Here is a 22,136-nt window from a genome sequence, read left to right as displayed (position 1 = left end):
GTGTCGGTCCTAGCGCGGCAGCAGCCGGCGCACGTCGGTCAGGGTACCGGTAACGGCGGCGGCCGCGACCATCGCCGGGCTCATGAGATGGGTGCGCGCGCCGGCACCCTGCCGGCCCTCGAAGTTGCGGTTGGTGCTGGAGGCGCAGCGGTCGCCCGGCAGCAGGTGGTCCTCGTTCATCGCCACGCACATCGAGCAGCCGGCCTGGCGAAAGTCGAAGCCGGCGTCGCGGAACACCTGGGCGGTGCCGTCGGCCTCGGCCTGCCGGTGCACCGTGGTCGAGCCCGGCACCACCATGGCCCGCACGCCGGGCGCCACGTGGCGCCCGCGCAGCACCGCCGCCGCCGCGTGCAGGTCGTCGAGCCGGCCATTGGTGCAGGAGCCGATGAAGGCATGGCTGATGCCGATGCCGTCGAGCCGCTGGCCGGGGCGCAGGTCCATGTAGTCCAGCGCGCGCACCATGCCGCGCCGCCGGGTGGCGTCGGGCTCGGCGTCCGGATGCGGCACCACGGCATCGATCGTCGCGCCCTGGTCGGGACTGGTGCCCCAGGTCACCATGGGAGCGATGGCCGAGGCGTCGAGCTCGACCTCGGCATCGAAGACGGCCTCGTCGTCGCCGCGCAGCCCGCGCCAGGCCGCGACGGCCGCGTCCCAGGCCGCGCCGGCCGGCACGCGCGGGCGGCCATGCAGGTAGTCGAACAGGCGCTCGTCCGGCGCCACCATGGCCCCGCGCGCGGCGGCCTCGACGCTCATGTTGCACAGGGTCAGCCGGCCCTCGACGTCGAGGGCCGCGATCGCCGCTCCGGTGTATTCGATGACGTGGCCGCTCGCGCCGTCGGCGCCGATCCTGCGGATCAGCGCCAGCACCAGGTCCTTGGCGCTGACGCCGAAACCCAGGCGGCCGTGCACCGTCACCCGCATGTCGCGCATCACGCCATGGACCAGGGTCTGCGTCGCCAGCAGGTGCTCGATCTCGCTGCTGCCGATGCCGAAACCCAGCGCGCCCATGGCGCCATGCGTCGTGGTGTGGCTGTCGCCGGCGGCGATCACCATGCCCGGCAGCACCAGGCCCTGCTCGCTGGCGACCACGTGCTCGATGCCCTGGCGCGCATCCAGCATGTCGAACAGGTCGATGCCATGGCGCCGGCAGTTGGCCGCCAGCGTGTCCACCTGCAATGCGCGCCCGGCATCGGCCAGCCGCATGGTGAGGACGTCGCGCCGCGGCGTGGTCGGATTGACGTGGTCGACCACCGCCAACGAAGCCGCCGGGCGCCAGACCGCGCGACCGGCGGCATGCAATGCCGCGAAGGCCTGCGGGCTGGTGTATTCGTTCAGGACCTGGCGATCGACATACAGCAACACCTGGCGACCCGCGCCGCCGGCGCCGTTTTCACCGCCCTCCCCGCCGGCGCCGTCGTCCAGGACGCGCACCGTGTGGTCGTCGACGATGCGCCGGTAGAGCGTGCGCGCCGTCACCGCGCGGGCTCCGGCGTCGCGGCATAGGCCGCGGTGGCGGCCAGCGCATCCGCCGTGGCGATGTCGCGCTCGGTGACGCCCTCCGGCAGCACGATGACGCCGTCCTCGTCGGCCACCAGGCGCCGGCCCGGCGTGAAGACGACACCGCCGAACTCGACCGGCACGTCGATCTCGCCGGCGCCGGCACGCTCGCCCCGGCGCGGCACGGTGCCCAGCGCCTGGACGCCGATGTCCATGCCGTCGATCTCGACGGCATCGCGGATCGCGCCATGGATCACCAGGCCGGCCCAGCCGTTGCGGCTGGCGACGGCCGCCATGACGTCGCCGAACAGCGCGCGCGCCAGTGAGCCGCCGCCGTCGATGACCAGCACCTGGTCGTGCCCGGGCTGGTTGACCACGCCGCGCATCAGGCCGATGTCCTCGAAGCAGCGAATGGTGCGGATGGTGCCGGCGAAGGCGCGGCGGCGGCCGAAGCCGCGCCAGGGCAGCGCGCAGGCAAGCGCGCCGTCGCAGGCATCGCAGAGGTCGGAGGTCTTGAGGGTCATCGGTGCGGATTCCGGACGGCTAGTCGACACGGATGTCGGCCTGCTTGATCAGTTGCGCCCACGCGGCGACATCGCGCGGCAGGAAGGCGGCGAACTCGGCCGGCGTGCCGCCGATGATCTCGCCGCCCTGGGAGGCGATCTTCTCGACCACGTCGGGCTGGCGCAGGATGGCGACCAGCTCGCCATTGAGGCGCTGCAGGATCGGCGGGGGCAGGCCGGCCGGCCCCAGCACGGCGAACCACTGCAGCATCTCGGCATCGCGCACCCCCGCCTCGGCCAGGGTCGGCACATCCGGCAGCAGGGGCGAGCGCTGGGTGCTGGTGATGGCCAGCGCCCGCAGCTTGCCGGACTGCAGGTGCGGCAGCACGTTGGGCGGACTCTCGAAGTTGAGGTCGACGGTGCCGGCGAGCAGGTCGACGATGGCCTGGCCGCTGCCCTTGTAGGGCACGTGGGTCATGCGCGTCCCGGTGGCCAGCATGAAGCGCGCGGCGGCCAGGTGCTGCGAGCTGCCATTGCCCGACGAGGCATAGGAGAAGCCGTTCTGCCGCGTGCGCGCCAGGGCGATGAAGGAGCGCACGTCGGTGGCCGGGATGGCGGGGTTGATCGTCAGCAGCAGGGGCGTCGTCGCCACCCGCACGATGGGCGTGAAGTCGCGCACCACGTCGTAGGGCAGCTTCGGATAGAGCGCCGGGGCGACGGCGTTGGAATTGCTGTGGCCCAGCAGCAGCGTGTGGCCGTCGGGCCGGGCCTTGGCCACCTGGTCGGCGGCCAGCGTGCCGGCGGCGCCGGGCTTGTTCTCCACCAGCACGGGCTGGCCCAGGCGCTCGGACAGCTTCTGGCCCAGCAGGCGGGCCAGCACGTCGGTGAAACCGCCGGGCGCGAAGCCGACGATCAGGCGGATCGGCTTGTCGGGCCAGGCCTGCGCCAGCGCGGGCGCGGGCCCTCCGATGGCCGCGGCCAGCAGCAGGGCGACCGCGTCGCGGCGGGTCGGCTTGAATCGGGTCATGGTGTCTCCACGCATCGTTGTCGTGGCGCCATCATGGCGACGCGGGCCGGTGCCGGGTACCGGCGATTCCCTGAGACGCGTCGCGGCGGCGTCAGTCGTCGTTGTCGGCGTCGTCGGCGTCGTCGCTGCCGCCGTTGCCCACCGGGCCCACGGCCTCGTCGTCGACATAGGCCATCAGGGCCTCGTTGCCGGCCTCGTGGGCCTCGATCCAGGAGTCGTAGGTGTTGTCACCGGTCTCCAGGTCGAGCCAGACGGAGGGATCGTCGGTGCTCTCGATGATGACCCACAGGAAATGGTCCTTGCTCGGGTGGTCGACGAAGACGGCGAGACGGCGGTAGGGATCGTTCATGCGACCCAGCGTACCCGTAGGGGCCGGCAAAGACCAGCGGCGTTTGCGGCGGCTGGCCGCGCACTGGAACTCCGGGGCCTGGCCCGAGAGGACGGTGGAGGTTGGAGTGACGGACGCGCCGGTCTGGGCCGAAAAGAGCGCAGCGCCGCCGTCTCCGATGATCTGTTGGCAGGCCAGCTGAGGCGTCGCGCGGGTGCCATAGGGCAGCAAATAGGCCGACGCATTGGCCGCCACGTTGCCCGGCACCTTGCCCAGGAGGACCGAGAGCTTGGTGGGGTAGTTCGCGAAGCCGTCCGTGGGCGCGGGCAGGGCCCAGGCGGTGGGGGATCCGCCGCAGGTGAGCAGGGGCAGGGCGAGAAGGAGGGCGCGGGGGCGAAAGAGAAAAAGAGCGCGAAGGGAAAGAAGGATCGAGACAAGGAAGTGCGGAAGAACGGAGCTGTTTGCAAAAGAGCTCCTTGCAAAAGAGCCACTTTTCAATGAGCCGTTCGATGAGCCATTTATTCTTCCAAGAAAACCCAATCTCCTTTTTTCTATAAATAAAAACTTATCAACCCACCGCCATCCCGCAACTCTCAATTCATTCATTCTGTTGTCCGTCACGCCCAAAAGATTCATCGGTATTCCGATGCCGTAGCGGAGGTTTTTAGGCGCAATGCTCAAGAATGAATTTGAACAATTGGCAATTGCGGAACTTCGCCGATCGGCCATGGCGAATTTGCAACTCACCCGTCGGGTGGAAGAAATCGACTCGATCGTCTGCTATGGCTCCCGCGCCGCCCAGGCCGGCGGATGGCGGGCCCACTCCTTCAGGAATTCCAGCAGATGCCGCACCCGCGTGGGCATGTTGCGACGGGTCGAGAAGACGACGTGGATGTCCATGGCCTCGGGCTCCTGGCCGGGCAGCAGGGCATCGAGGCTGCCGGCGCGCAGTTCCTCCGACACCATGTAGTGCGGATGCACCGAGATCCCGGTGCCCAGCAGGGCCGCCTGCTTGAGCGCGTCGCCCAGGTTGGAGCGCACGGTGCCGCGCACCCGGATCTCGCGCGGCGGCTCGCCCTGGAACTTCCACAGGCCCGATTCCGACTTCACGGTGTGCACCAGACAGTTGTGGCGCGCCAGCTCCTCGATCGACTGCGGCCGGCCATGGCGGCGCAGATAGGCCGGCGCCGCCACCACCACCTGCGGCGAGCGCATCAGCAGCTGCGCCACGTAGCTCGCGTCCTCCAGCGAGGCGGCGATGCGGATCGAGAGGTCCAGCGCCTCGGCCACCAGGTCGGAGCGGCCGTCGTCGTGCACCACCGTGACCTCGATGTCCGGATAGCGGGTCGTGAACTCGGAGACCAGCCGCATCAGGTGGTGCGTGCCGAAGGACGGCGGCGTGCCGACCCGGATCGCGCCGCGCGGCAGGTGGACGGCGTCACGCACCTCGCCCTCCATGGCCTCGTAGCGCTCCAGCAGTTCGCGCGCCGAGGCCAGCACGCGCGCGCCGGCCTCGGTCAGGGCGACCTGCCTGGAACTGCGTTTGAGCAACTGCGCGCCCATCTCGGCCTCCAGCGCCGCGATCTGCTTGGTGATCGTCGCCTTCGACAGCGACAGCTGCATCGCCGCTCGGGAGAAGCTGCCGCAGCGGGCGACTTCGGTGAAGACCTGGAGGCATCGCAAGCGGTCCATGGCGTCGGTCTTGGTTTCGAGAATGGAAACCCCGGATTCTCGTATCGGGTGCTCAGCCTGCCAAGCGCGTTCCTAGACTGGGTTCCGATGCAACAAGCCCCCACCCCCGACACCCCCCGCCCACCGTGGAGCAGCGCCGCCGCCGCCGTGCTGCCGGCGCTGACCCAGCAGCTGCACCGCTTCTTCCACGGCATGGACACGCGCCGCTACGAGGACATGCTGGCCCTGTTCACCGACGACGCCCGCTGGCTGCGCCAGGGCCAGTGGCTGGTGGGCAAGCCGGCCATCGAGGCCGCCCTGCGGGCCCGGCCGGCCGACCAGGACACGCGCCATCTGATGAGCAATGCCCACGTGGCCGAGCTCGATGGCGACCACGCCGTGCTGGAGGCCTGCATGACCGCCTACCGCTACCCGGCCGCGACCGAGGGCGTGCTGCCCACCAGCACCGGACCGCTGCGGCTGAACCGGACCACCACCGTGTTCCGGCGCGATCCGGGCCAGGACTGGCGCATCGCCGAGCAGCGCCTGGTGCCGGCGCTGGACCTGGCGGGATCGGCCTCGTGAACCTCATCCCCGCCCTGCCCCCGGCCTTCGCGCACCAGACGCCGGCGACCCGCCTGGTGCTGGGCGATGGCGCCATCGACGCCCTGCGCACCGAGCTCCCGCTGCTGCACATCCGCCGGCCGATGCTGCTGGCCGGTGCCCGCACCCAGGCCTCGGCCCTGTTCGCCCGCGTGCTGGCGGCCCTCGACGGCCCGGCCTGCGTGCGGGCCGATGCGGTGCCGGCGCATTCGAGCAGCGGGCTGGTCGAGCGCCTGGCATCGCTGGCGCGCGAGACCGGTGTCGATGGCTTCATCGCCGTCGGCGGCGGCAGCGCCTCGGACACCGCCAAGGCCGTGGCGCTGCTGCTGGCCGAGGGCGGCCGGCTGGCCGACCACGCGGTGCGCTTCACGCCGCCGGCGACGCTGGTGGTGCCGCCCTTGCGCGCCGACAAGCTGCCGATCGTGGCCGTGCCCGGCACCGCCTCGGGCGCCGAGGTCACGGCCAGCCTGGGCGTGCGCGACAACGAGCTCGGCGCCAAGCTGCTCTTCACCGACCCGCGCCTGGCCGCGCGCCTGGTGCTGATCGATCCGCAGGCGAACCTGGAGGTGCCGGCCGCGCTGATGTGCGCCACCGGCATGAACGGCCTGGCCCACTGCATCGAGGGCCTGTACTCGCGCGAGCGCTCGCCACTGGCCGAGACGCTGGCGCTCGATGCCGCCGCCCGCTTCGCCGAGGCGCTGCCGGCGGTGCACCACGACCCCGCCGATGCGGCCGCGCGCGCCCGCCTGCTGTATGCGGCGCACCTGTCGGGCCGGGTGCTGCTCAACGCGCGCACCTGCCTGCACCACGCCATCTGCCATGCCATCGGCGCCGTCGCCGGTGTCGGGCATGGCGATGCCAACGCGGTGCTGCTGCCGCACAGCGTGGCCTTCAACGCCGATGGCGCGACCGCCGACACCGCCCGGGCCCTGGCGCGCGCCGCCGCCAGCCTGGGCGCGCCGGCCGAACCCGATGCGCTGGCGCCGGCCCTGGTCGCCCTGCAGGCGGCGGCCGGCGTGCCCACCCGCCTGCGCGACATCGGCGTGCCGGCGACCTCGCTCGACCGCATCGCCGCCAAGACGATGGGCGAGCGCGGCCTCCACTACAACCCGCGCCCTGTGAGCGGCGCGCACGAACTGCGCGCCCTGCTGGACGCGGCCTTCTGATCCACCCCCGTTCCCGACTCCCCATTCCCCGAGAGAGGCATCCATGACCTTCCGCATCGTTCCCTCCGGCGCCACGCTCGGCGCCCGCATCGAGGACCTCGACCTGTCCCGGCCGCTGTCGGACGAGGATTTCCAGGGCCTGCTGCAGGCCCTCGGCCGTCACGGCGTATTGAGCTATCCGAGGCAGGACCTGACGCCGTCGCAGCTGCGCGACTTCTCGCGCCGCTTCGGCGAGCTGGAGATCAACGTCTCCGGCCTCTACCAGGAAGCCGGCCTGCCCGAGGTGATGGTCCTGTCCAACATCGTCGAGGACGGCAAGCCGCTGGGCCTGTCGGATGCCGGCCAGGACTGGCACACCGACATGTCGTACAGCCGCATGATCGCCTTCACCAACGTGCTCCATGGCCTGCGCATCCCGCACCGCGACGGCCAGCCACTGGGCAACACCGAGTTCTGCAACATGCACGCCGCCTACGACGGCCTGCCGGAGGAGTTCAGGCAGCGCCTCGACGGCATGACCGTGCTGCACGACTTCGACAAGTTCTGGGAAATGATGCGGCGCGAGCGCGGCAGCACCCGCCCGCCACTGACGGCGGCGCAGCGCGCGGCCAAGCCGCCGGTGCCGCACCCGCTGTTCCTGACGCACCCGATCACCGGGCGCAAGGTGCTGTACTGCAACCCGGGCTATGCGGTGCGGATCCAGGAGCTGGACGAGGCCGAGAGCCAGCGCATGCTGGACTTCCTGTTCGAGCACCAGACCCGCCCCGAGTACCGCCATGCCCATCGCTGGCAGGTCGGCGACGTGCTGATGTGGGACAACATGGGCACGATCCACAACGCGATCCCCGACTACCGCCCCGACGAGCCACGGCTGATCAAGCGCTGCCAGGTCATGGCGACCCGCTTCTTCCACGACGACGGCACGCCGCGCGCCCAGGGCGTGACGCAAGCCGAGGCCCAGCCCGCGTGACCGCCCGCCGGACCCCGACGCCGCGCGACCCCGCCGGCTGCTACAGCATCGACGACCTGCGCGCCCTGGCGCGCCGGCGGCTGCCGCGCGCGGTGTTCGACTTCTACGATGGCGGCGCCGAGGACGAGCTGACATTGAACGAGAACCGTGGTGCCTATGGCGACTGGCGCCTGGCGCCGCGCGTGCTGGTCGATGTCTCGGAGGCCCACACGCGCTGCCAGCTGGTCGGCGCCGAGGCCGGCATGCCGGCGGTCATCGCGCCGACCGGCGCCGCGGGCTTCGGGCACCGGGGCGCCGACCTGGCGCTGGCGCGCGCGGCGGCGCGCATGGGCCTGCCCTACACCCTGTCGAGCAGCGCCACCACCGCCATCGAGACCATCGCCGACCAGGCACCCGGACGGCACTGGTTCCAGGCCTACGTGCTGCGCAACCGCGAGTTCTTCTGGCAGCTGGTTGAGCGGGCCCGCGCGGCCGACTACGAGGCGCTGGTCATCACGGTCGACCTGCCGGTCGGCGGCAAACGCGAGCGCGACTTCCACAACCACTTCTCGATCCCGTTCCGCTTCTCGGCGCGCAACGTGCTTGATTTCGCGTCGCGCCCGCGCTGGGCGCTGGACATGCTGCGCCACGGCATGCCGGTGATGGAGAACCTGCGCGGGCTGGAGGCCACGGCCACCAGCGCCACCGCCATCGCATCGTCGGTCGGCCGCAGCTACGACCCGTCTTTCGACTGGGCGCGCCTGGCCGAGGTGCGCAAGCGCTGGCCGCGCAAGCTGATCGTCAAGGGCGTGAGCAGGGGCGACGACGCGCAGCGCCTGCTGGCCCTGGGCGTCGATGCGATCGTGGTCTCGAACCACGGCGGCCGCCAGCTCGATGGCGCCATCCCGACCCTGCAGGCCCTGCCCCAGGTGCTGGCCGCCGTGGCCGGCCGGCTGCCAGTGCTGGTCGATGGCGGCGTGCGGCGCGGCAGCGACATCGCCAAGGCCCTGGCCCTGGGCGCGCAGGGCGTGCTGCTGGGCCGCGCCACGCTGTATGGCGCGGTGGCGGCCGGCGAGGCCGGCGCGCAGCGGGCGCTGCACATCCTGCACGACGAGCTGCTGCGCACCCAGCGCCTGTGCGGCGCCCCGACCCTGAACGACCTCGGCCCCGAATTGCTGCGGCCCTGGCCGGCGGTGCCCGCGCTGCCGGTGGTGCCGGCCCTGGCAGCCGCGCCGGCCGCCGAGGCCGAAGCGCCGCGCCGCGCGGGACTGTTCGTCGCTTCCTGATCCACCCATCCCCGAGGAGACACAACCCATGAGAACAGATCGCACATCCCCCGACGCTCCCCGCCACGCCTCGCGCCGTGCCGTCCTGCGCCTGACCTGCCTGGCGAGCGCGCTGGTGGCCGTTGCACCGCTGGCGCTGGCCCAGCCGGCCTATCCCGACCGCCCGGTCCGGCTGGTGGTCGGCTACAGCGCCGGCGGCCCGACCGACGTGCTGGCGCGCGTGCTGGGCCAGGACATGGCCCTGGCGCTCGGCCAGCCGGTGGTGGTGGACAACAAGCCCGGCGCCAACGGCAACATCGCCACCGAGTTCGTGCAGCATGCCGCGCCCGATGGCTACACGGTGATCATGAACACCATCTCGCACAACGTGAATCCGCTGCTGCAGCCCGAGCGCGTCAAGTACGACCCGGTCAAGGACTTCACGCCCATCGCGCAGGTGGCGGTGCTGCCGCAGATCATCGTGGTGGGGGCCGACTCGCCCTACAGGACGCTCGACGACCTGGTGAAGAAGGCGCAGGCCCGGCCCGAGGCGGTCACCTATGGCACCGCCGGGGTCGGCGGCTCGGCCCACCTGGCGGCCGTGCTGCTGGAGCAGCGCAGCAAGGCGCGCATGAACCACATCCCGTTCAAGGGCAACGCCCCGGCACTGACCGAGGTGATGTCGGGCCGGGTCGACTTCATGTTCTTCCCCATGATCGGCGCGGCCGAGTATGTCAACGCCGGCAAGCTGCGCGTGCTGGCCGTGGCCGCCGCCAAGCGGCATCCGGACTATCCGGGCGTGCCGACCACCACCGAGCTGGGCTATGCCGGCTTCGAGGACTATGCGCAGCCGATCGGCTTCATCGGCCCGGCCGGCCTGCCGGCGCCGGTGGTGGACAAGCTCGACAAGGCCATCGCCGCCGCGCTCGCCAGGCCGGCGACGGAGGCGCGCCTCAAATCGCTGGGCGCGGAGGTCAGGTACCGCGGACCGGCCGACTACCGCACCTGGCTCGGCCAGGACCGCGCCCGCTGGGCCCAGCTCATCCAGAGCGCCAACATCAAGGCCGAGTGATGCGCTGGATCCATTACGCCATGCGGGACGGCCAGCCGGGCGGCCATGCCCGGCTCGACGACGACGACCGCGTGCACGCCGTGCGCGGCACGCCCTGGGGCGCGCACGAGGACAGCGGCCAGGTGCTGCGGCTGGCCGACGTGCGCATCGAGGTGCCGCTGCTGCCGCGCACCTTCTATGCCGCCGGCCTGAACTACGTGAAGCACATCCACGAGTACGCCGCGCAGAGCGGCACCACGGTGGCCGTGCCGCAGCAGGCCGACATCGGCTATCGTGCCGTCAACGCCCTGGTGGCGCACGGGGAGGACGTGGTCATCCCGGCCGATGCGCGCCAGGTCGAGTACGAGGGCGAGGTGGTGGTGGTCATCGGCCGCCCGGCGCGCGACGTCAGTCCGGCGCAGGCGCTGGACTGCGTCTTCGGCTACACCATCGGCAACGACGTCAGCGAGCGGCTGTGGCAGAAATCCGACCGCACCTTCTGGCGCGCCAAGAACAGCGACACCTTCAAGCCGATGGGGCCGTGGATCGAGACCGACTTCGACCTCGGACGGGCCGAGACCACGGTGCGCCTCAATGGCGAGATCCGCACCCGGTTCCACACCGCCGACATGCTGTTCGACATCCCGACCTTCATCAGCCGCATGAGCCGCTACCTGACCCTGCATCCGGGCGACGTCATCTGGATGGGCACCGACGGCCAGTCGCCGCACCTGCGCGCGGGCGACGTGGTGGAGATCGACATCACCGGCCTGGGCCGGCTGCGCAACGCCTTCGTCGCCGCGTAGCGTCGGCGGGCCCCGACCGGCTCAGGCCGCGCGGACGCGGTTGCGGCCGTCGGCCTTGGCCTGGAACATCGCCAGGTCGGCGGTCCGCACGGTGTCGGTGACGGCGACGTCGCGCGCCATCGGCGCCAGGCCGATCGACACCGTCACCCGGACCACGCCACCGCGCCCGTCGCCGCAGGCCAGCGCCTCGACGCGGCGGCGCAGGTCCTCGGCGCGCTCGAAGGCCGCGCCGCCATCGACATCGGCGAGGACCACGCCAAACTCCTCGCCGCCCAGGCGCGCCACCACGTCGCCGGGCACCAGGCCCTGGCGCAGGCAGCGCGCGACCTCGATCAGCACGCCATCGCCGATGTCGTGGCCGAAGCGGTCGTTGACCGACTTGAAGTGGTCGACATCGACGATGCCGACGACCCGGCCCGCGCCGTCGTCGACCCGCGCCTGCGCATCGGACAGCACGGCATCGAAGCGGCGCCGGTTGGGCAGGCCGGTCAGGCTGTCGGTCTCGGCCCGGTCGCGCAGCTGGATGTTGAGCGCCATCATGTCGGCATAGGCCGCCTTCAGCGCCTGCTCGCGCTCCAGCAGGTCGGTGACATCGGTCCAGACCGAGGCGATGCCGCCGCGCCAGGCCTGCTCGGCGATGCGGAACCAGCGACCGGTGCGCGCCTTCAGCGTGGCGGGCGCGGCCAGGGCGCCGGCGTCGGGCCGCTCGCAGAGGGCGCGATAGTCGGCCGCGTCGTCGAACATCTCGTGGAAGCGCGGCCAGTAGGTCGCGTGCGCATCGCGCTGGCGGATGTCCGGCAGGGTCGTCAGCACATGCAGGAACATCTCCGAGAAGTAGCGCGAATTGGTGTAGACCAGCCGGCCCTGCGCGTCGTGGACGATCAGCCCGACATGGCCGACGGTCAGCAGCTCCAGCATGCCGAGGTCCTCGGACGGCGCCATCTGCGCGGTCGTGACGTCGTTCCAGATCTTGATGCGGCTGCCATCGGGCTGCGGGAACATGCGCAGTTCCAGCCAGCGCCCGTCGTCGCCACGCTGGTAGCGCAGCGGCCCCTCCAGGCGCCGATGGCGATCCAGCGCGGCGGCCGCGCCGGCCTCGATCTCCGCCGCGTCCACGTCGGGGTGCTGCACGCGCAGGAACGCGGTCACGCTGTCGAGGAAATGCATGCCGACCCGCAGGTGGGCGGCCACTTCGGGAAAGAAGGCGGGATAGGCGGCGTTCCAGAACAGCACGCGGTCACCGGCGTCATAGCAGCACAGGGCCGCCTGCGCGTGCTGGAACAGCAGCCCGCAGGCCGCCCGTCGCAGGGCCTCCATGTCGACTCCCTGGGCGGCGCCGGAATCGGAAAGAAGCCTTGTAGTCAATTTTTTCGCTCGCTGATTCGAGTCGCGACGACTCTTTTTAAGACCGTTCCGATGGACGCGATTCTAGTCATGGGTCATGGCCGCCGAGTGCCCCGCATCGCACGGCGGAGCGTCCGCATTGCTAGAGTCGGCGCCGATGCCGACCGCTCCGTCCTCCCTTGCGCCGCCCTGGCGCCGCCGCCGCGACCCGACCGCCCCGGCGGCGCCGGCCTATGAATTCAAGCCGCACGAGCGCGCGGCCATGCCGGGCTCGCCGGCGACGCCGGAACACCCGACCGGGCGGCGCGTCGCCTATTTCCTGGTCGCCATCCTGGTCGGCCTCACGGGTGGCTTCGGCAACGCGCTGATCGCGGCCAACCTGGTCAACGTGCAGGGCACGCTGGGGCTCTACAGCGACGAGGCGGCCTGGCTGGCGACGGCCTACCTGATGACCAACGTCTGCATGAACATGCTGCTGATCAAGTTCCGCCAGCAGTTCGGATTGAACGTGTTCATCAGGATCTTCCTGGGCGCCTATGTGCTGCTGACGCTGGGGCACCTGTTCGTGCACAGCTTCGCCAGCGCCATCGCGGTGCGGGCGGCCAGCGGCGTCTCGGCCGGCGTGCTGAGCTCGCTGTCGCTGTTCTATTTCATCCAGGCGCTGCCGGCGCGCTGGCGCATGAAGGCCATCGTGCTGGGCGTGGGCGTGCCGCAGCTGGCGACGCCGATGGCGCGCCTGTTCTCGTCGGACCTGCTGGAGTTCGGCGGCTGGCGCTCGCTCTACTACTTCGAGCTGGGGCTGGCCATGCTGTCGCTGGCAGCGGTGGCGCTGTTCCGGCTGCCGCCGAGCGAGCGCATCAAGGTCTTCGAGAAGCTCGACCTGGTGACCTTCGCGCTCTTCGCGCCCGGCATGGCGCTGCTGTGCGCGGTGCTGGGCCAGGGCCGCATCGTCTGGTGGACCGAGGTGCCATGGCTGGGCTGGGCGCTGTGCGGCGCCATCGCGCTGCTGTCGGTGGCGATGGTGATCGAGCACAACCGGGCCAATCCGCTGCTCAACACCCGCTGGCTGGGCAGCGGCGACATCGTGCGCTTCGCCCTGGTGGCGACATTGATGCGGCTGCTGCTGTCGGAGCAGAGCTTCGGCGTGGTCGGCCTGCTGACCGCGCTGGGCATCAACAACGACCAGCTGGTGGGCCTGTTCACCTGGGTCACGCTGGCCACGCTGGCCGGCATCGTGGTCAGCGCGCTGACCATCGACCCGCAGAAACTGGGCACGCCGATCGTGGTGGCGCTGGTCTGCATCGCGGTGGGCAGCTTCCTGGACACCCGCGCCACCAGCCTGTACCGGCCGCAGAACTTCTTCCTCAGCCAGTCGCTGCTGGGCTTCGCGGCCGCGCTGTTCGTGGGGCCGGCATTGCTGTTCGGCCTGACGCAGGCGCTGCGCAAGGGGCCCTCGCACCTGGTGAGCTTCTCGGCGCTGTTCGGCATCACGCAGAGCCTGGGTGGGCTGGCCGGCAGCGCGCTGCTGGGCACCTTCCAGGTGACGCGCGAGAAATTCCATTCGCACGAGCTGGTGCAGTCGATCAGCCTGGTCGATCCGCTGGTGGCCACCCGGGTGCAATCCGGCGCCGGCGCCTACGGCCGCGTGCTGGGAGATACCGCTTTGCGGCAGGCCGAAGGCGGGGCATTGTTGGCGCAGCAGGTCACGCGCGAGGCCAACGTCCTGGCCTTCAACGACGTGTTCCTGGTGGTGGGCGTGTTCGCCTGCGTGGCGGTGCTGTGGCTGAGCTTCCTGGTGGTGCGCAGCCGGCGCCGGGCGGCCGCCGCTCCCGCTGCCGCGCCCGCGCCCGCCGCCGCGCCCTCCCGTTGATGCTTCCGACTTCCATGCCCGATCCGAGCCCGCCTTCAGCTTCCACCCCAACGCCCCCGCCGACCCGCCGCCTGGAGGATCCGGTCGAGAGCGCCATCGACCGCGCGGCAGACGTGCGTGAACCGGTCGCCCCGGCGCCGGTGGCCGCTTCGCCAGCCACCTCGGCCGCGACGCCAGCCACCGCGTCATCGGTCGCCGCATCCACGGGCGCACCTGCCGCCGCCCCTGCCGCCCCGGTCGCGCCGACGCCGGCCGCGCCCACCGGCTGGGCGCCGCCGCGCAACGGCTGGATCGGCACCACGGTGACTCTGCTGGTCGCGCTGCTGGGCATCGGCGTGGTGCTCTATGCCTGGCAGCTGCCGCCCTTCACCAGCGCCATCGAGAGCACCGACAACGCCTATGTGCGCGGCCAGACCACGGTGGTCAGCCCGCAGACCAGCGGCTACGTGGCCCAGGTGCCGGTGCAGGACTTCCAGCGCGTGCGCGCCGGCGACGTGCTCGCGCGCATCGACGACCGCATCTATCGCCAGCGCGTGGAGCAGGCGCGCGCCACGCTGGCCGGCCAGCAGGCCAGCCTGGCCAACTCGGCGCAGACCCGGCGCTCGCGCGAGGCCACGGTGCTGGCGCAGGAGGCCGGCGTGGCCAACGCCCGCGCCCAGCTCGCGCGCGCCCAGGCCGACATGGACCGCGTCGACGTGCTGGTGGCCGAGGGCTCGGTCTCGTTGCGCGAGCGCGACCAGACGCGCGCCGCATTGCGCCAGGCCCAGGCGGCCGTTGAGCAGGCCCGCGCCGCCTCCGAGATCGCGCGGCAGGACGTGCGCTCGGTGGGCGTCAACCGCGCCGGGCTGGAGGCCGCCGTCGAGAGCGCCCGCGCCGCCCTGCAGCTGGCCGAGATCGACCTCGCAAACACCGTGATCCGGGCGCCCAACGACGGCCGGCTCAGCGAGGTCGGCGTGCGCGCCGGCCAGTACGTGACGGCCGGCACGCAGCTGATGTTCCTGGTGCCCGACCGGCTCTGGATCATCGCCAACTACAAGGAGGCGCAGACCGCCGGCATGGCGCCGGGCCAGCCGGTGAGCTTTCGCGTCGATGCGCTGGGCAAGGCGCGGCTGACCGGCCGCGTCGAGCGGCTGGCGCCGGCCGCCGGCTCGGAGTTCGCGGTGCTGAAGCCGGACAACGCGACCGGCAATTTCGTGAAGGTCGCGCAGCGGATCTCGGTGCGCATCGCCATCGACCCGGACCAGCAGGGCGTGGAACGGCTGCGGCCGGGGATGTCGGTGGAGACGCGGGTAGATACGACGGCGGGCCGGGGCGGGTCGGGTGACTCCGGCGCTGCTGGCGCTCCAGGTGTCGCTGGTGCCACCGGTGCTGTTGGCGTGACTCCCGGTCAGGGTGGCCAGGGCGGCAGTGCAGGCAATCCGGACGCGCAGGGCGCGCCGCAGTCACAGGGCACCGGCACGGCGCCCGCCGAGGGAGCGCGCTGATGCGCCGCGCCATGCGGGCGATGGCATCGACCATCGTCGCGAGCCTGCTGCTGTCCGCCTGCGCCGCCCCGCCCTCCCCGCCGCTGCCCGATGCCGCCGCCGTCACGCCGCCGATCGCCTGGCGCGGCGCCTCGGACGTCGTCGGCCCGCCACCCGATCCGCAGTGGTGGCGCGGCTTCGGCGATGCGACGCTGGCGCAGCTGGTCGAGCTCGCCATGGCCAGCAACACCGACATCGCCACCGCCGTCGCCCGCCTGGCCGAGGCCCGCGCGCAGGCCGCGCTGGCCCGCGCCCAGCTCAACCCATCGCTCGACGTCGGCGCCACGGCCAGCCGCACCCGCACCCTGAGCGCCGTCACCGGCCAGCCGGTGGAGAGCTCGTCGGCCCAGCCGCAACTGACCCTAGCCTACGAGATCGACCTGTTCGGCCGCCTCGCGGACCTCAACGAGGCCTCGCGCGCTGCCTACCTGGCCAGCGCTACGGCTCGTGACGCCACCGCGCTGGCGGTCGCGGCGTCCACGGCGGGCGGCTACCTCACCCTGCGCGGCCTCGACGCCCGGCTGGAGATCGCCCGCCAGACCCTGGCCGCACGCGTCGAAGCGCTGCGTTTCGCCCGCTCACGCGCGGAGGCCGGCTACACCTCCCAGCTGGAACTGCGCCAGGCCCAGGTCGAATACGAAACCGCCGTGCAGCTGGTGCCCCAACTGCAACTGGCCGTCGCGCGTCAGGAGAACGCCCTGCGCCTGCTGCTGGGCGACGTGCCCGGCGACATCCCCCGGGGCGCCACGCTGCTGGCCATGCGCCTGCCCTCGGTGCCCGCCGGCCTGCCCGCCGACGTGCTGCGCCGCCGCCCCGACCTCGCCCAGGCCGAATACACCCTGGCCGCCACCGACGCCACCCTGTCGGCCACGCGCAAGCAGTTCCTGCCCACCGTGCGCCTGACCAGCACCGCCGGCGTGCTGCTGCTGAATTCGCTCTCCGACCCGACGACCCTGTGGACCCTGGGCGGCAGCGTGCTGGCGCCGCTGTTCTCCGGCGGCCGGCTGCAGGCCCAGGTCGACACCGCCGTCGCCCGCCGCGACCAGGCCGCCCTCGCCTACCGGCGCACGGCACTCATCGCATTCAGGGAAGTAGAAGATGCGCTGGCCGGCGTGGATCGCCTGGCCGAGCAGAGCGCCAGCCTCGTGCGGCAGCGGGATCTGCTGAGCGACACCTTGCGGCTGGCGACCAGCCGGTATCGGGCGGGGTATGCGACCTACCTGGAGCAGCTGGATGCGCAGCGCGGGTTGCTGGGCGCGGAGTTGTCGCTGCTGCAGGCGCGGGCCGACCTGCTGAACGCGGCGGTGTCGCTGTATCAGGCGATGGGTGGGGGGTGGATGGCGAGCGGCGGGTCCTGATCGGACCGCCCGGCCCGCTCGTTCACTGGAGCACCAGCTCGACCCGGCGATTCTTGGCCCGGCCGGCATCGGATGCATTGCTGGCCAGCGGCGCGAGACTGCCGACGCCGCGCCCCGCCATCCGCTTCGCATCGATCTTGTAGCCACCCGACAGGGCATTCACCACCGCCGTCGCTCGCTGCTGCGACAGCGTCATGTTCGATTCCAGCGCGCCCTGGTTGTCGGTGTGGCCGACGATGTAGACGCGCAGCGCGGGTTGCGCCTGCAGCAGCTTGGCCATCTCGGCCAGCTGGTCCTTGGATTCGGGCTTGATGTCCGCCTTGCCCGTGTCGAAATAGAGCCCGTAGAGCGCGATCCTGCCGTCTGCCTTCAAGCCCTGGTCGAGCGCCTGGGCGTCGACCTTGACCTGCCCGGTGGGCATCGCCTTGGGTTCGACGATCTGCAGATAGGTGGCCGCCATCTGGGTGGTCTCGTTGCTGGCGGCGGCGGTGTAGACGAGGACATGGACCTCCTGCCCATCGCGCGGCAGCGTGCCGTACCAGAAGCGACCCTGTTCATTGCTGACAACGCCCGCGTCCAGGCTGTAGCGGCTTCCACCCGGATTGACGACGCTGCCATCGGCCCACTGGAGCCCGGAGGCATAGCGATCGCCGCCACGCATGGCCGAGTAGATCGGCCCGCACTGGCTCTCGCAGGAGAAGCGGCGCTGGAAGCCCGCGCCGACCAGCGCCTGCTCGTAGTTCCGGAACACCTCGAGCGGCGACTTGCCAGCGGGCGCCACATAGATGGCTTTGGTCAGGCGGCCCTCGACGACGACCGGATCGACCCACTTGCCATCCTTGACCGTCGCGCTCGCCGGAAACCGCGCCTGTTCCCAGTCGTTGGCCTTGTAGCCGACCAGCCAGGAGCCAGTGAAGCGTTGGACCAGCGGATGGTCGCGGCCTCCCTTGACATCGACCTGCGGTGCCGCTGCGGCGGCAGGCATGGCGGTCAGCAGCCAGACCATCGAAGCCGCCGTTGCGGCCGCCACCCTACTCAACCCACGTTGCCAAACCTGCATGCGTGCTCCGAAGCAAAGGGTCGCATCATAGGCAGGACGTCTGGTGGGCATGTCGGCTCATACGTCCGGCATATCAATCCGCATGCCAAATGCGATTGGATGCAATGAGACCCGCGCTCGATACTCGTGCATCCCGCACCAGCGCTCCCACGATATCGATCCTGCGAGTGCGATGCTGCGGCTTCAACGCGGGGGTGTTCCAGTGGGCGAAGGTGCAGGTGTTCTGGCGGCCGTGCTGTCGAGCGGCATCGGCGGTGCGTCGGTCGGGGTGACGCGATTCATCGCCGGGAGCCTGGATCCTCTTGCCATCGGCGCCTTTCGCTTCGGCATCGGCTTCGTGCTGCTCCTGCCGATCGCCTTGGCAGGCCGGCGAGCCTGGCCGGGACGGGACGACTGGCTTGGCGTCGCCATGCTGGGGCTCCTCTTCTTCGGCGGATTCCCGGTCCTGTTCAATGCCGCGCTCACCTACACCACCGCCGTGCGCGGCGCCCTGGCACTGTCCACGCTGCCGCTGCTGACGATGGTCGTGGCGGCGGTGTTCAAGGTCGAGCCCTTGACCCGGCGCAAGTCGCTGGGTGTGTTCATCGCCATGGCGGGTGTGGCCCTGGCGCTTCTCACCGGCTTTGCGGCTGCGCCTGCGGATGCCTGGCGCGGCGACGGGCTGATGGTGCTGGCTGCGCTGTGCATGGCGGTCTACAGCGTGGCCTCCCGGTCTTTCATCCGTCGCTCGGATCCAATCTCGTTCACGGTGATGGCGATGGGCGTGGGGGCGCTGGCGTTGGTGCTAATCTCGCTGGGGCGTGGCAGCTTCGAGCCGGTCGCGAGGCTGGGGCTGGGTCAGTGGGCGGCGTTGGGGTTTCTGGGGGCGTTTGGTGGGGCGCTGGGGTTCTTCTTGTGGGCCTTTGCGTTGCAGCGCACGACACCGACGCGGGTGGCGATCTCGATTGCGGTGAACCCTGTTGCTGCTGCGATTGTCGGTGCGCTTCTTGTCGGGGAGATGCTTCGGTGGAATGTGTGCATCGGCGTCGGTGCAGTGATTGCTGGGATCTGGATAGCGACGCGGGCGAATGACGTGGCCGCCCGTAAAGTGCCATAAGCGCGTTGATCCAGCGTTGCCGTGGCGCTGGTGACGGCACAACGATCAGACGGTGCAAGTTGCTGCCCAAGGGAATTGGGCATACCGCCGGTATCGAACACAAAGCTGCTCTAGGTCAACCATGACCGGTGTCTGCTTTGCAGCGGTAGCTGTCGTTGAAGTCGCCCTGATGAATGACTCTGAGCAGCCTGCAACCGGACATCCGTGAGAACCAAGGTCACCGCCGTTTACGTGCGGTCACTGAGCGTCGCAGACGCGGTCTTCTTTACACCTCGGGCATGTTCACCGCCCAACCCACGCGACGGCTGGGCGATCAGCAAGAGCATCGACCCAGCCCCCAAAAGTGGCAGAGAGGACCGTGGCGAGGGTTTCGGCTGCCCGAGCCGCCACAGCTCCATTCTGGCCCGCCATGGGCAGTCCGGGAGCCGCCTGCAGGCTTTTGGAGCTTTGACCAAGCTTGTATCTGCCCCCCATCGTTACCGGCGTTCGGTACGACCTGCCACTGCTTTAGTGCAACAGGTGTACGCCTGCCGGCAGATCTGATCACAGCGCCTGCTGCCCTATGAGGGTGTCTGAGCAAGCAGCATGCCGAAATCTGTCCGCAAGTCCTTCGCCAGTCAGCGCGGTAGCGCCTGAGACCGCGATGCCAACTGCCGGGCCAGTGCATCCCGAGCCCGACTTGCCGATCCTGCATCGACCTTTTCAACCAGAACTTGCGTCAACTGCTTGAGCTGCGCAGTGGTGATGCCGACGTTCATGCTAAAGCCCAGGTGCGCCTGAAGCTGCGCCTCGACGCCAGGGAGCGCGGACAGCATGCCAACGGTGGCGAGCTCGCGACTTTGCCAGTCGAGATTGTCACGTTCGAAAATAGCACCGAAGAGATGCTGCTTCAGATACTGGTCCACCGCAGGCACGAATTCATAAACGGCCGACTTCGAAGGGGCCCCCAAAATTCGGGTCTGGTTGGCGGTACCTGCTGCCAGCAGTGCGTCGCCCTGCGGAATGGGTCGTGACGGCGTTTTGCCCAGCTGATCCTGCACGCCACGTTGCTTGCGTGCTTCGAGCACATTCATCAACTCGTTCAGGGCGTTCAAGCTGCGTGGAAATCCTGCGTAGGCGTACAGCTGAAGCAACACCTCCTTAATGTCATTCACAGTCAGTCCTGCATCCAACCCTTGGTTCAGCGATGTAGAGAGACCGGCCATGTCACCGGCTGCGCCGAATGCCGCGATCGGGACGATGGTCTGCTGGCGAACGGACAGGGTTTCCGATGGCGCCTCTTGCCGTGGCGCGGCCGTGCCCTGAGCTGACGCAACGGTGGTGGCTTGAGCAGCCAGAAGACCGAATGCCATTGCCACGCCAACCTGGGTCAAGCGCTTAACGTGCCGTGAACTGTTCATCGCTGACTTTCTCCATCCATTCCACATTTTTCCCATCGAGCGACCCCGACACAGCAAGGTGTGTCATCGCGGTCGTGGGCGCGGCGCCATGCCAGTGTTTCACCCCGGGGGGGACACCACACGACATCACCAGCACGAAGTTCCTGAACAGGCTTACCCCATTCCTGGATGCGACCGACACCCGACACCACCACCAGACGTTGCCCGGCCGGATGCGTGTGCCATGCAGAGCGGGCACCGGGCTCAAAAGTGACATATGCCCCGCTCGCAGTAATTTGCGGATTGGCAGGCCACAGTTGCTCGACTCGCACACGACCCGTGAAAGTTGCGTCGGGTCCGACCGCAGCAGGTGTGCTGCCTGCTCGAACGAGCTGCTGCCCGCCAGACTGTAGAGCGGCAGGTTCGGTTGCGCCGGCCATACAAGCCTGCGCGATCGCGAGGCTGCCAACAACCCGCCGTAAACATGTTTTCACATCAACTCCTTGCATCAGTGCCTGGACTTTATGGAGAACTGATTCGTTCGAGAAGATGGCAAAATCGGGATGCTCATGTGCAAACCACTCACCAATGCCCAAAGCAAACCTCAATGACCTGCAGGCCTTCGTGGTGGTCGCGCGCGAGCGCAGCTTCACCCGAGCCGCTGCGCACCTTGGCCTGTCGCGTTCGGCGTTGAGCCACGCAATGTTGACGCTGGAGGCGCGCTTGGGGGTACGCCTGCTCACACGCACCACTCGCAGTGTTGAAACCACCGAAGCCGGCGCCAAGCTGCTCGCCACAGTCGCGCCATGCCTGCAGGAGATCGAGGTAGAAATTAACCAGCTCAGCGCGATGCGCGACAAGCCGGCCGGCATGGTGCGCATCACCGCGCATGACCACGCCATCGGCACCGCGCTTTGGCCCCGCTTGATGCCCTTGCTCAAGCAGTACCCCGACATCCAGATTGAGTTCAGCGTCGATTACGGCTTCACCGACATCGCGGCACAGCGCTTTGACGCCGGCGTGCGCGTGGGCGACCGCATCGACAAAGACATGGTGGCCGTGCGCATTTCGCCAGACATGCGGATGTCGGTGGCAGCCTCGCCCGACTATTTGCAGGGCAACACGCCGCCCAGGAAGCCGCAGGACCTGACCGAGCACCGATGCGTGAACCTGCGCCTCCCAACACGCGGCAACCTGTACGCATGGGATTTCGAAAAGGGCAAAAAGTCGGTCAACGTGAAGGTTGAAGGGCAGACCGTCTTCAACAACACGGCTCTGATGCTGCAGGCAGCGCTCGACGGCCTGGGCTTTGCCTACGTCCCCTTCGACCTAATGAAGCCGCACATCGACGCAGGGCGCCTAGTTCCGGTGCTGGAGGACTGGTGGCCGACCTTTCCCGGTTATCACCTCTACTACGCGAACCGGCGACAGATCGCGCCGGCGTTGACGTTGGTCATCGAAGCGCTCAGGTACCGCCCCCCTGAGCGCCTCTCTGCAACAGCGAAGCGCTGAACCGCCGCGCCTCCAAGGAGTGAAGCGGCTCGCCGCAGGTGACGACGTTGAGCGCGCAGTTCGGATGATGACGCAGTAGCTGTAGCCACTCAAGTTCCAGCGAGTGGCAACCCTAGGCTTCGCTCCAA

Annotated in this window: 19 protein-coding genes and 1 pseudogene; 11 read left to right on the top strand and 9 right to left on the bottom strand. The window is 69.9% G+C overall.

The window, feature by feature from the left end; genetic code table 11:
- Positions 1–9: 9 nt before the first annotated feature.
- The 5 genes from leuC to AC1MLT_RS22940 form a co-directional block, all read right to left on the bottom strand.
- Positions 10–1,476, bottom strand: a complete 1,467-nt coding sequence (gene leuC, locus AC1MLT_RS22960; RefSeq protein WP_481036750.1) for a 3-isopropylmalate dehydratase large subunit — start codon at positions 1,474–1,476, stop codon at positions 10–12.
- On the bottom strand, positions 1,473–2,021 hold the full coding sequence (rraA, locus tag AC1MLT_RS22955) for a ribonuclease E activity regulator RraA (RefSeq protein WP_481036749.1): 549 nt from the start codon (positions 2,019–2,021) through the stop codon (positions 1,473–1,475). Before rraA ends, leuC begins: the two co-directional genes overlap by 4 nt.
- Before the next feature lie 19 nt (positions 2,022–2,040).
- A complete protein-coding gene (locus tag AC1MLT_RS22950) occupies positions 2,041–3,027 on the bottom strand; it encodes a Bug family tripartite tricarboxylate transporter substrate binding protein (protein WP_481036747.1) in 987 nt (328 codons plus the stop codon).
- A gap of 91 nt (positions 3,028–3,118) precedes the next feature.
- Entirely contained in the window at positions 3,119–3,376 is a 258-nt protein-coding gene (locus tag AC1MLT_RS22945; protein WP_481036746.1) for a hypothetical protein, read from the bottom strand.
- Between the two features lie 759 nt (positions 3,377–4,135).
- Positions 4,136–5,047: a LysR family transcriptional regulator gene (locus AC1MLT_RS22940; RefSeq protein WP_481036744.1), complete on the bottom strand. Its 912-nt coding sequence runs from the start codon at positions 5,045–5,047 to the stop codon at positions 4,136–4,138.
- Between the two features lie 87 nt (positions 5,048–5,134).
- Between AC1MLT_RS22940 and AC1MLT_RS22935 the strand changes: the two genes are divergently transcribed.
- Genes AC1MLT_RS22935 through AC1MLT_RS22910 form a run of 6 tightly spaced genes read left to right on the top strand, consistent with a single transcriptional unit; the run spans position 5,135 to position 10,866 of the window.
- Positions 5,135–5,611, top strand: coding sequence for a nuclear transport factor 2 family protein (locus tag AC1MLT_RS22935; RefSeq protein WP_481036742.1), 477 nt, complete (start codon positions 5,135–5,137; stop codon positions 5,609–5,611).
- Positions 5,608–6,795: an iron-containing alcohol dehydrogenase family protein gene (locus AC1MLT_RS22930; protein ID WP_481036741.1), complete on the top strand. Its 1,188-nt coding sequence runs from the start codon at positions 5,608–5,610 to the stop codon at positions 6,793–6,795. Before AC1MLT_RS22935 ends, AC1MLT_RS22930 begins: the two co-directional genes overlap by 4 nt.
- 43 nt (positions 6,796–6,838) lie before the next feature.
- Positions 6,839–7,765 carry a TauD/TfdA dioxygenase family protein gene (locus AC1MLT_RS22925; protein ID WP_481036739.1) on the top strand — a complete coding sequence of 309 codons (927 nt, stop codon included), beginning with the start codon at positions 6,839–6,841 and terminating at the stop codon, positions 7,763–7,765.
- Entirely contained in the window at positions 7,762–9,030 is a 1,269-nt protein-coding gene (locus tag AC1MLT_RS22920; protein WP_481036737.1) for an alpha-hydroxy acid oxidase, read from the top strand. Before AC1MLT_RS22925 ends, AC1MLT_RS22920 begins: the two co-directional genes overlap by 4 nt.
- Before the next feature lie 28 nt (positions 9,031–9,058).
- A complete protein-coding gene (locus AC1MLT_RS22915) occupies positions 9,059–10,081 on the top strand; it encodes a Bug family tripartite tricarboxylate transporter substrate binding protein (protein WP_481036735.1) in 1,023 nt (340 codons plus the stop codon).
- Entirely contained in the window at positions 10,081–10,866 is a 786-nt protein-coding gene (locus AC1MLT_RS22910) for a fumarylacetoacetate hydrolase family protein (RefSeq protein ID WP_481036734.1), read from the top strand. The genes AC1MLT_RS22915 and AC1MLT_RS22910 overlap by 1 nt, the downstream gene beginning before the upstream one ends.
- Positions 10,867–10,887: 21 nt before the next feature.
- On the opposite strand, the gene AC1MLT_RS22905 is transcribed toward AC1MLT_RS22910, so the two are convergent.
- Positions 10,888–12,183, bottom strand: a complete 1,296-nt coding sequence (locus AC1MLT_RS22905) for a GGDEF domain-containing protein (protein ID WP_481036733.1) — start codon at positions 12,181–12,183, stop codon at positions 10,888–10,890.
- A gap of 289 nt (positions 12,184–12,472) precedes the next feature.
- On the opposite strand from AC1MLT_RS22905, the gene AC1MLT_RS22900 reads away from it, so the two are divergent.
- The 3 genes from AC1MLT_RS22900 to AC1MLT_RS22890 are packed head-to-tail and all read left to right on the top strand — an operon-like array spanning position 12,473 to position 16,961.
- Complete coding sequence (locus AC1MLT_RS22900; RefSeq protein WP_481036966.1) at positions 12,473–14,080, top strand: MFS transporter; 1,608 nt, start codon at positions 12,473–12,475, stop codon at positions 14,078–14,080.
- Positions 14,081–14,094: 14 nt separating this feature from the next.
- Positions 14,095–15,564, top strand: a complete 1,470-nt coding sequence (locus AC1MLT_RS22895; protein WP_481036732.1) for an HlyD family secretion protein — start codon at positions 14,095–14,097, stop codon at positions 15,562–15,564.
- The gene (locus AC1MLT_RS22890; RefSeq protein ID WP_481036730.1) at positions 15,564–16,961 is read left to right on the top strand and encodes an efflux transporter outer membrane subunit; all 1,398 of its coding nucleotides are present in this window, start codon (positions 15,564–15,566) and stop codon (positions 16,959–16,961) included. The genes AC1MLT_RS22895 and AC1MLT_RS22890 overlap by 1 nt, the downstream gene beginning before the upstream one ends.
- 22 nt (positions 16,962–16,983) lie before the next feature.
- Here the strand turns inward: AC1MLT_RS22890 and AC1MLT_RS22885 are convergent, their stop codons facing one another.
- Positions 16,984–17,946 (bottom strand): OmpA family protein, encoded by a 963-nt coding sequence (locus AC1MLT_RS22885; RefSeq protein ID WP_481036729.1) that lies wholly within the window; start codon positions 17,944–17,946, stop codon positions 16,984–16,986.
- 277 nt (positions 17,947–18,223) lie between these two features.
- Here AC1MLT_RS22885 and AC1MLT_RS22880 point away from each other — a divergent pair, with 277 nt between their 5' ends.
- The gene (locus AC1MLT_RS22880; protein WP_481036727.1) at positions 18,224–19,117 is read left to right on the top strand and encodes a DMT family transporter; all 894 of its coding nucleotides are present in this window, start codon (positions 18,224–18,226) and stop codon (positions 19,115–19,117) included.
- Between the two features lie 617 nt (positions 19,118–19,734).
- Here the strand turns inward: AC1MLT_RS22880 and AC1MLT_RS22875 are convergent.
- Both AC1MLT_RS22875 and AC1MLT_RS22870 read right to left on the bottom strand, forming a co-directional pair.
- Positions 19,735–20,517 carry a carboxymuconolactone decarboxylase family protein gene (locus AC1MLT_RS22875; protein ID WP_481036726.1) on the bottom strand — a complete coding sequence of 261 codons (783 nt, stop codon included), beginning with the start codon at positions 20,515–20,517 and terminating at the stop codon, positions 19,735–19,737.
- Positions 20,495–20,936, bottom strand: a pseudogene (locus AC1MLT_RS22870) ((R)-mandelonitrile lyase). Before AC1MLT_RS22870 ends, AC1MLT_RS22875 begins: the two are co-directional and overlap by 23 nt.
- 148 nt (positions 20,937–21,084) lie before the next feature.
- On the opposite strand from AC1MLT_RS22870, the gene AC1MLT_RS22865 reads away from it, so the two are divergent.
- A complete protein-coding gene (locus AC1MLT_RS22865; RefSeq protein ID WP_481036725.1) occupies positions 21,085–22,008 on the top strand; it encodes a LysR family transcriptional regulator in 924 nt (307 codons plus the stop codon).
- Positions 22,009–22,136: the final 128 nt, after the last annotated feature.

Source organism: Variovorax sp. PEI5, from assembly GCF_056679935.1.
The sequence above is the reverse complement of the archived record's forward strand: the minus strand, read 5'-3'. Positions and strand labels throughout refer to the sequence as shown.

What these genes read in the sequence shown, in the direction of transcription:
- AC1MLT_RS22935 (WP_481036742.1), top strand. Translation starts at nt 5,135, where the DNA reads ATGCAACAAGCCCCCACCCCCGACACCCCCCGCCCACCGTGGAGCAGC.
- AC1MLT_RS22865 (WP_481036725.1), top strand. Translation starts at nt 21,085, where the DNA reads ATGCCCAAAGCAAACCTCAATGACCTGCAGGCCTTCGTGGTGGTCGCG.
- AC1MLT_RS22945 (WP_481036746.1), bottom strand. Translation starts at nt 3,376, where the DNA reads ATGAACGATCCCTACCGCCGTCTCGCCGTCTTCGTCGACCACCCGAGC.
- rraA (WP_481036749.1), bottom strand. Translation starts at nt 2,021, where the DNA reads ATGACCCTCAAGACCTCCGACCTCTGCGATGCCTGCGACGGCGCGCTT.
- AC1MLT_RS22950 (WP_481036747.1), bottom strand. Translation starts at nt 3,027, where the DNA reads ATGACCCGATTCAAGCCGACCCGCCGCGACGCGGTCGCCCTGCTGCTG.
- AC1MLT_RS22925 (WP_481036739.1), top strand. Translation starts at nt 6,839, where the DNA reads ATGACCTTCCGCATCGTTCCCTCCGGCGCCACGCTCGGCGCCCGCATC.
- AC1MLT_RS22940 (WP_481036744.1), bottom strand. Translation starts at nt 5,047, where the DNA reads ATGGACCGCTTGCGATGCCTCCAGGTCTTCACCGAAGTCGCCCGCTGC.
- AC1MLT_RS22915 (WP_481036735.1), top strand. Translation starts at nt 9,059, where the DNA reads ATGAGAACAGATCGCACATCCCCCGACGCTCCCCGCCACGCCTCGCGC.
- AC1MLT_RS22910 (WP_481036734.1), top strand. Translation starts at nt 10,081, where the DNA reads ATGCGCTGGATCCATTACGCCATGCGGGACGGCCAGCCGGGCGGCCAT.
- AC1MLT_RS22900 (WP_481036966.1), top strand. Translation starts at nt 12,473, where the DNA reads ATGCCGGGCTCGCCGGCGACGCCGGAACACCCGACCGGGCGGCGCGTC.
- AC1MLT_RS22895 (WP_481036732.1), top strand. Translation starts at nt 14,095, where the DNA reads ATGCCCGATCCGAGCCCGCCTTCAGCTTCCACCCCAACGCCCCCGCCG.
- AC1MLT_RS22905 (WP_481036733.1), bottom strand. Translation starts at nt 12,183, where the DNA reads ATGGAGGCCCTGCGACGGGCGGCCTGCGGGCTGCTGTTCCAGCACGCG.
- AC1MLT_RS22875 (WP_481036726.1), bottom strand. Translation starts at nt 20,517, where the DNA reads ATGAACAGTTCACGGCACGTTAAGCGCTTGACCCAGGTTGGCGTGGCA.
- AC1MLT_RS22885 (WP_481036729.1), bottom strand. Translation starts at nt 17,946, where the DNA reads ATGCCTGCCGCCGCAGCGGCACCGCAGGTCGATGTCAAGGGAGGCCGC.
- AC1MLT_RS22890 (WP_481036730.1), top strand. Translation starts at nt 15,564, where the DNA reads ATGCGCCGCGCCATGCGGGCGATGGCATCGACCATCGTCGCGAGCCTG.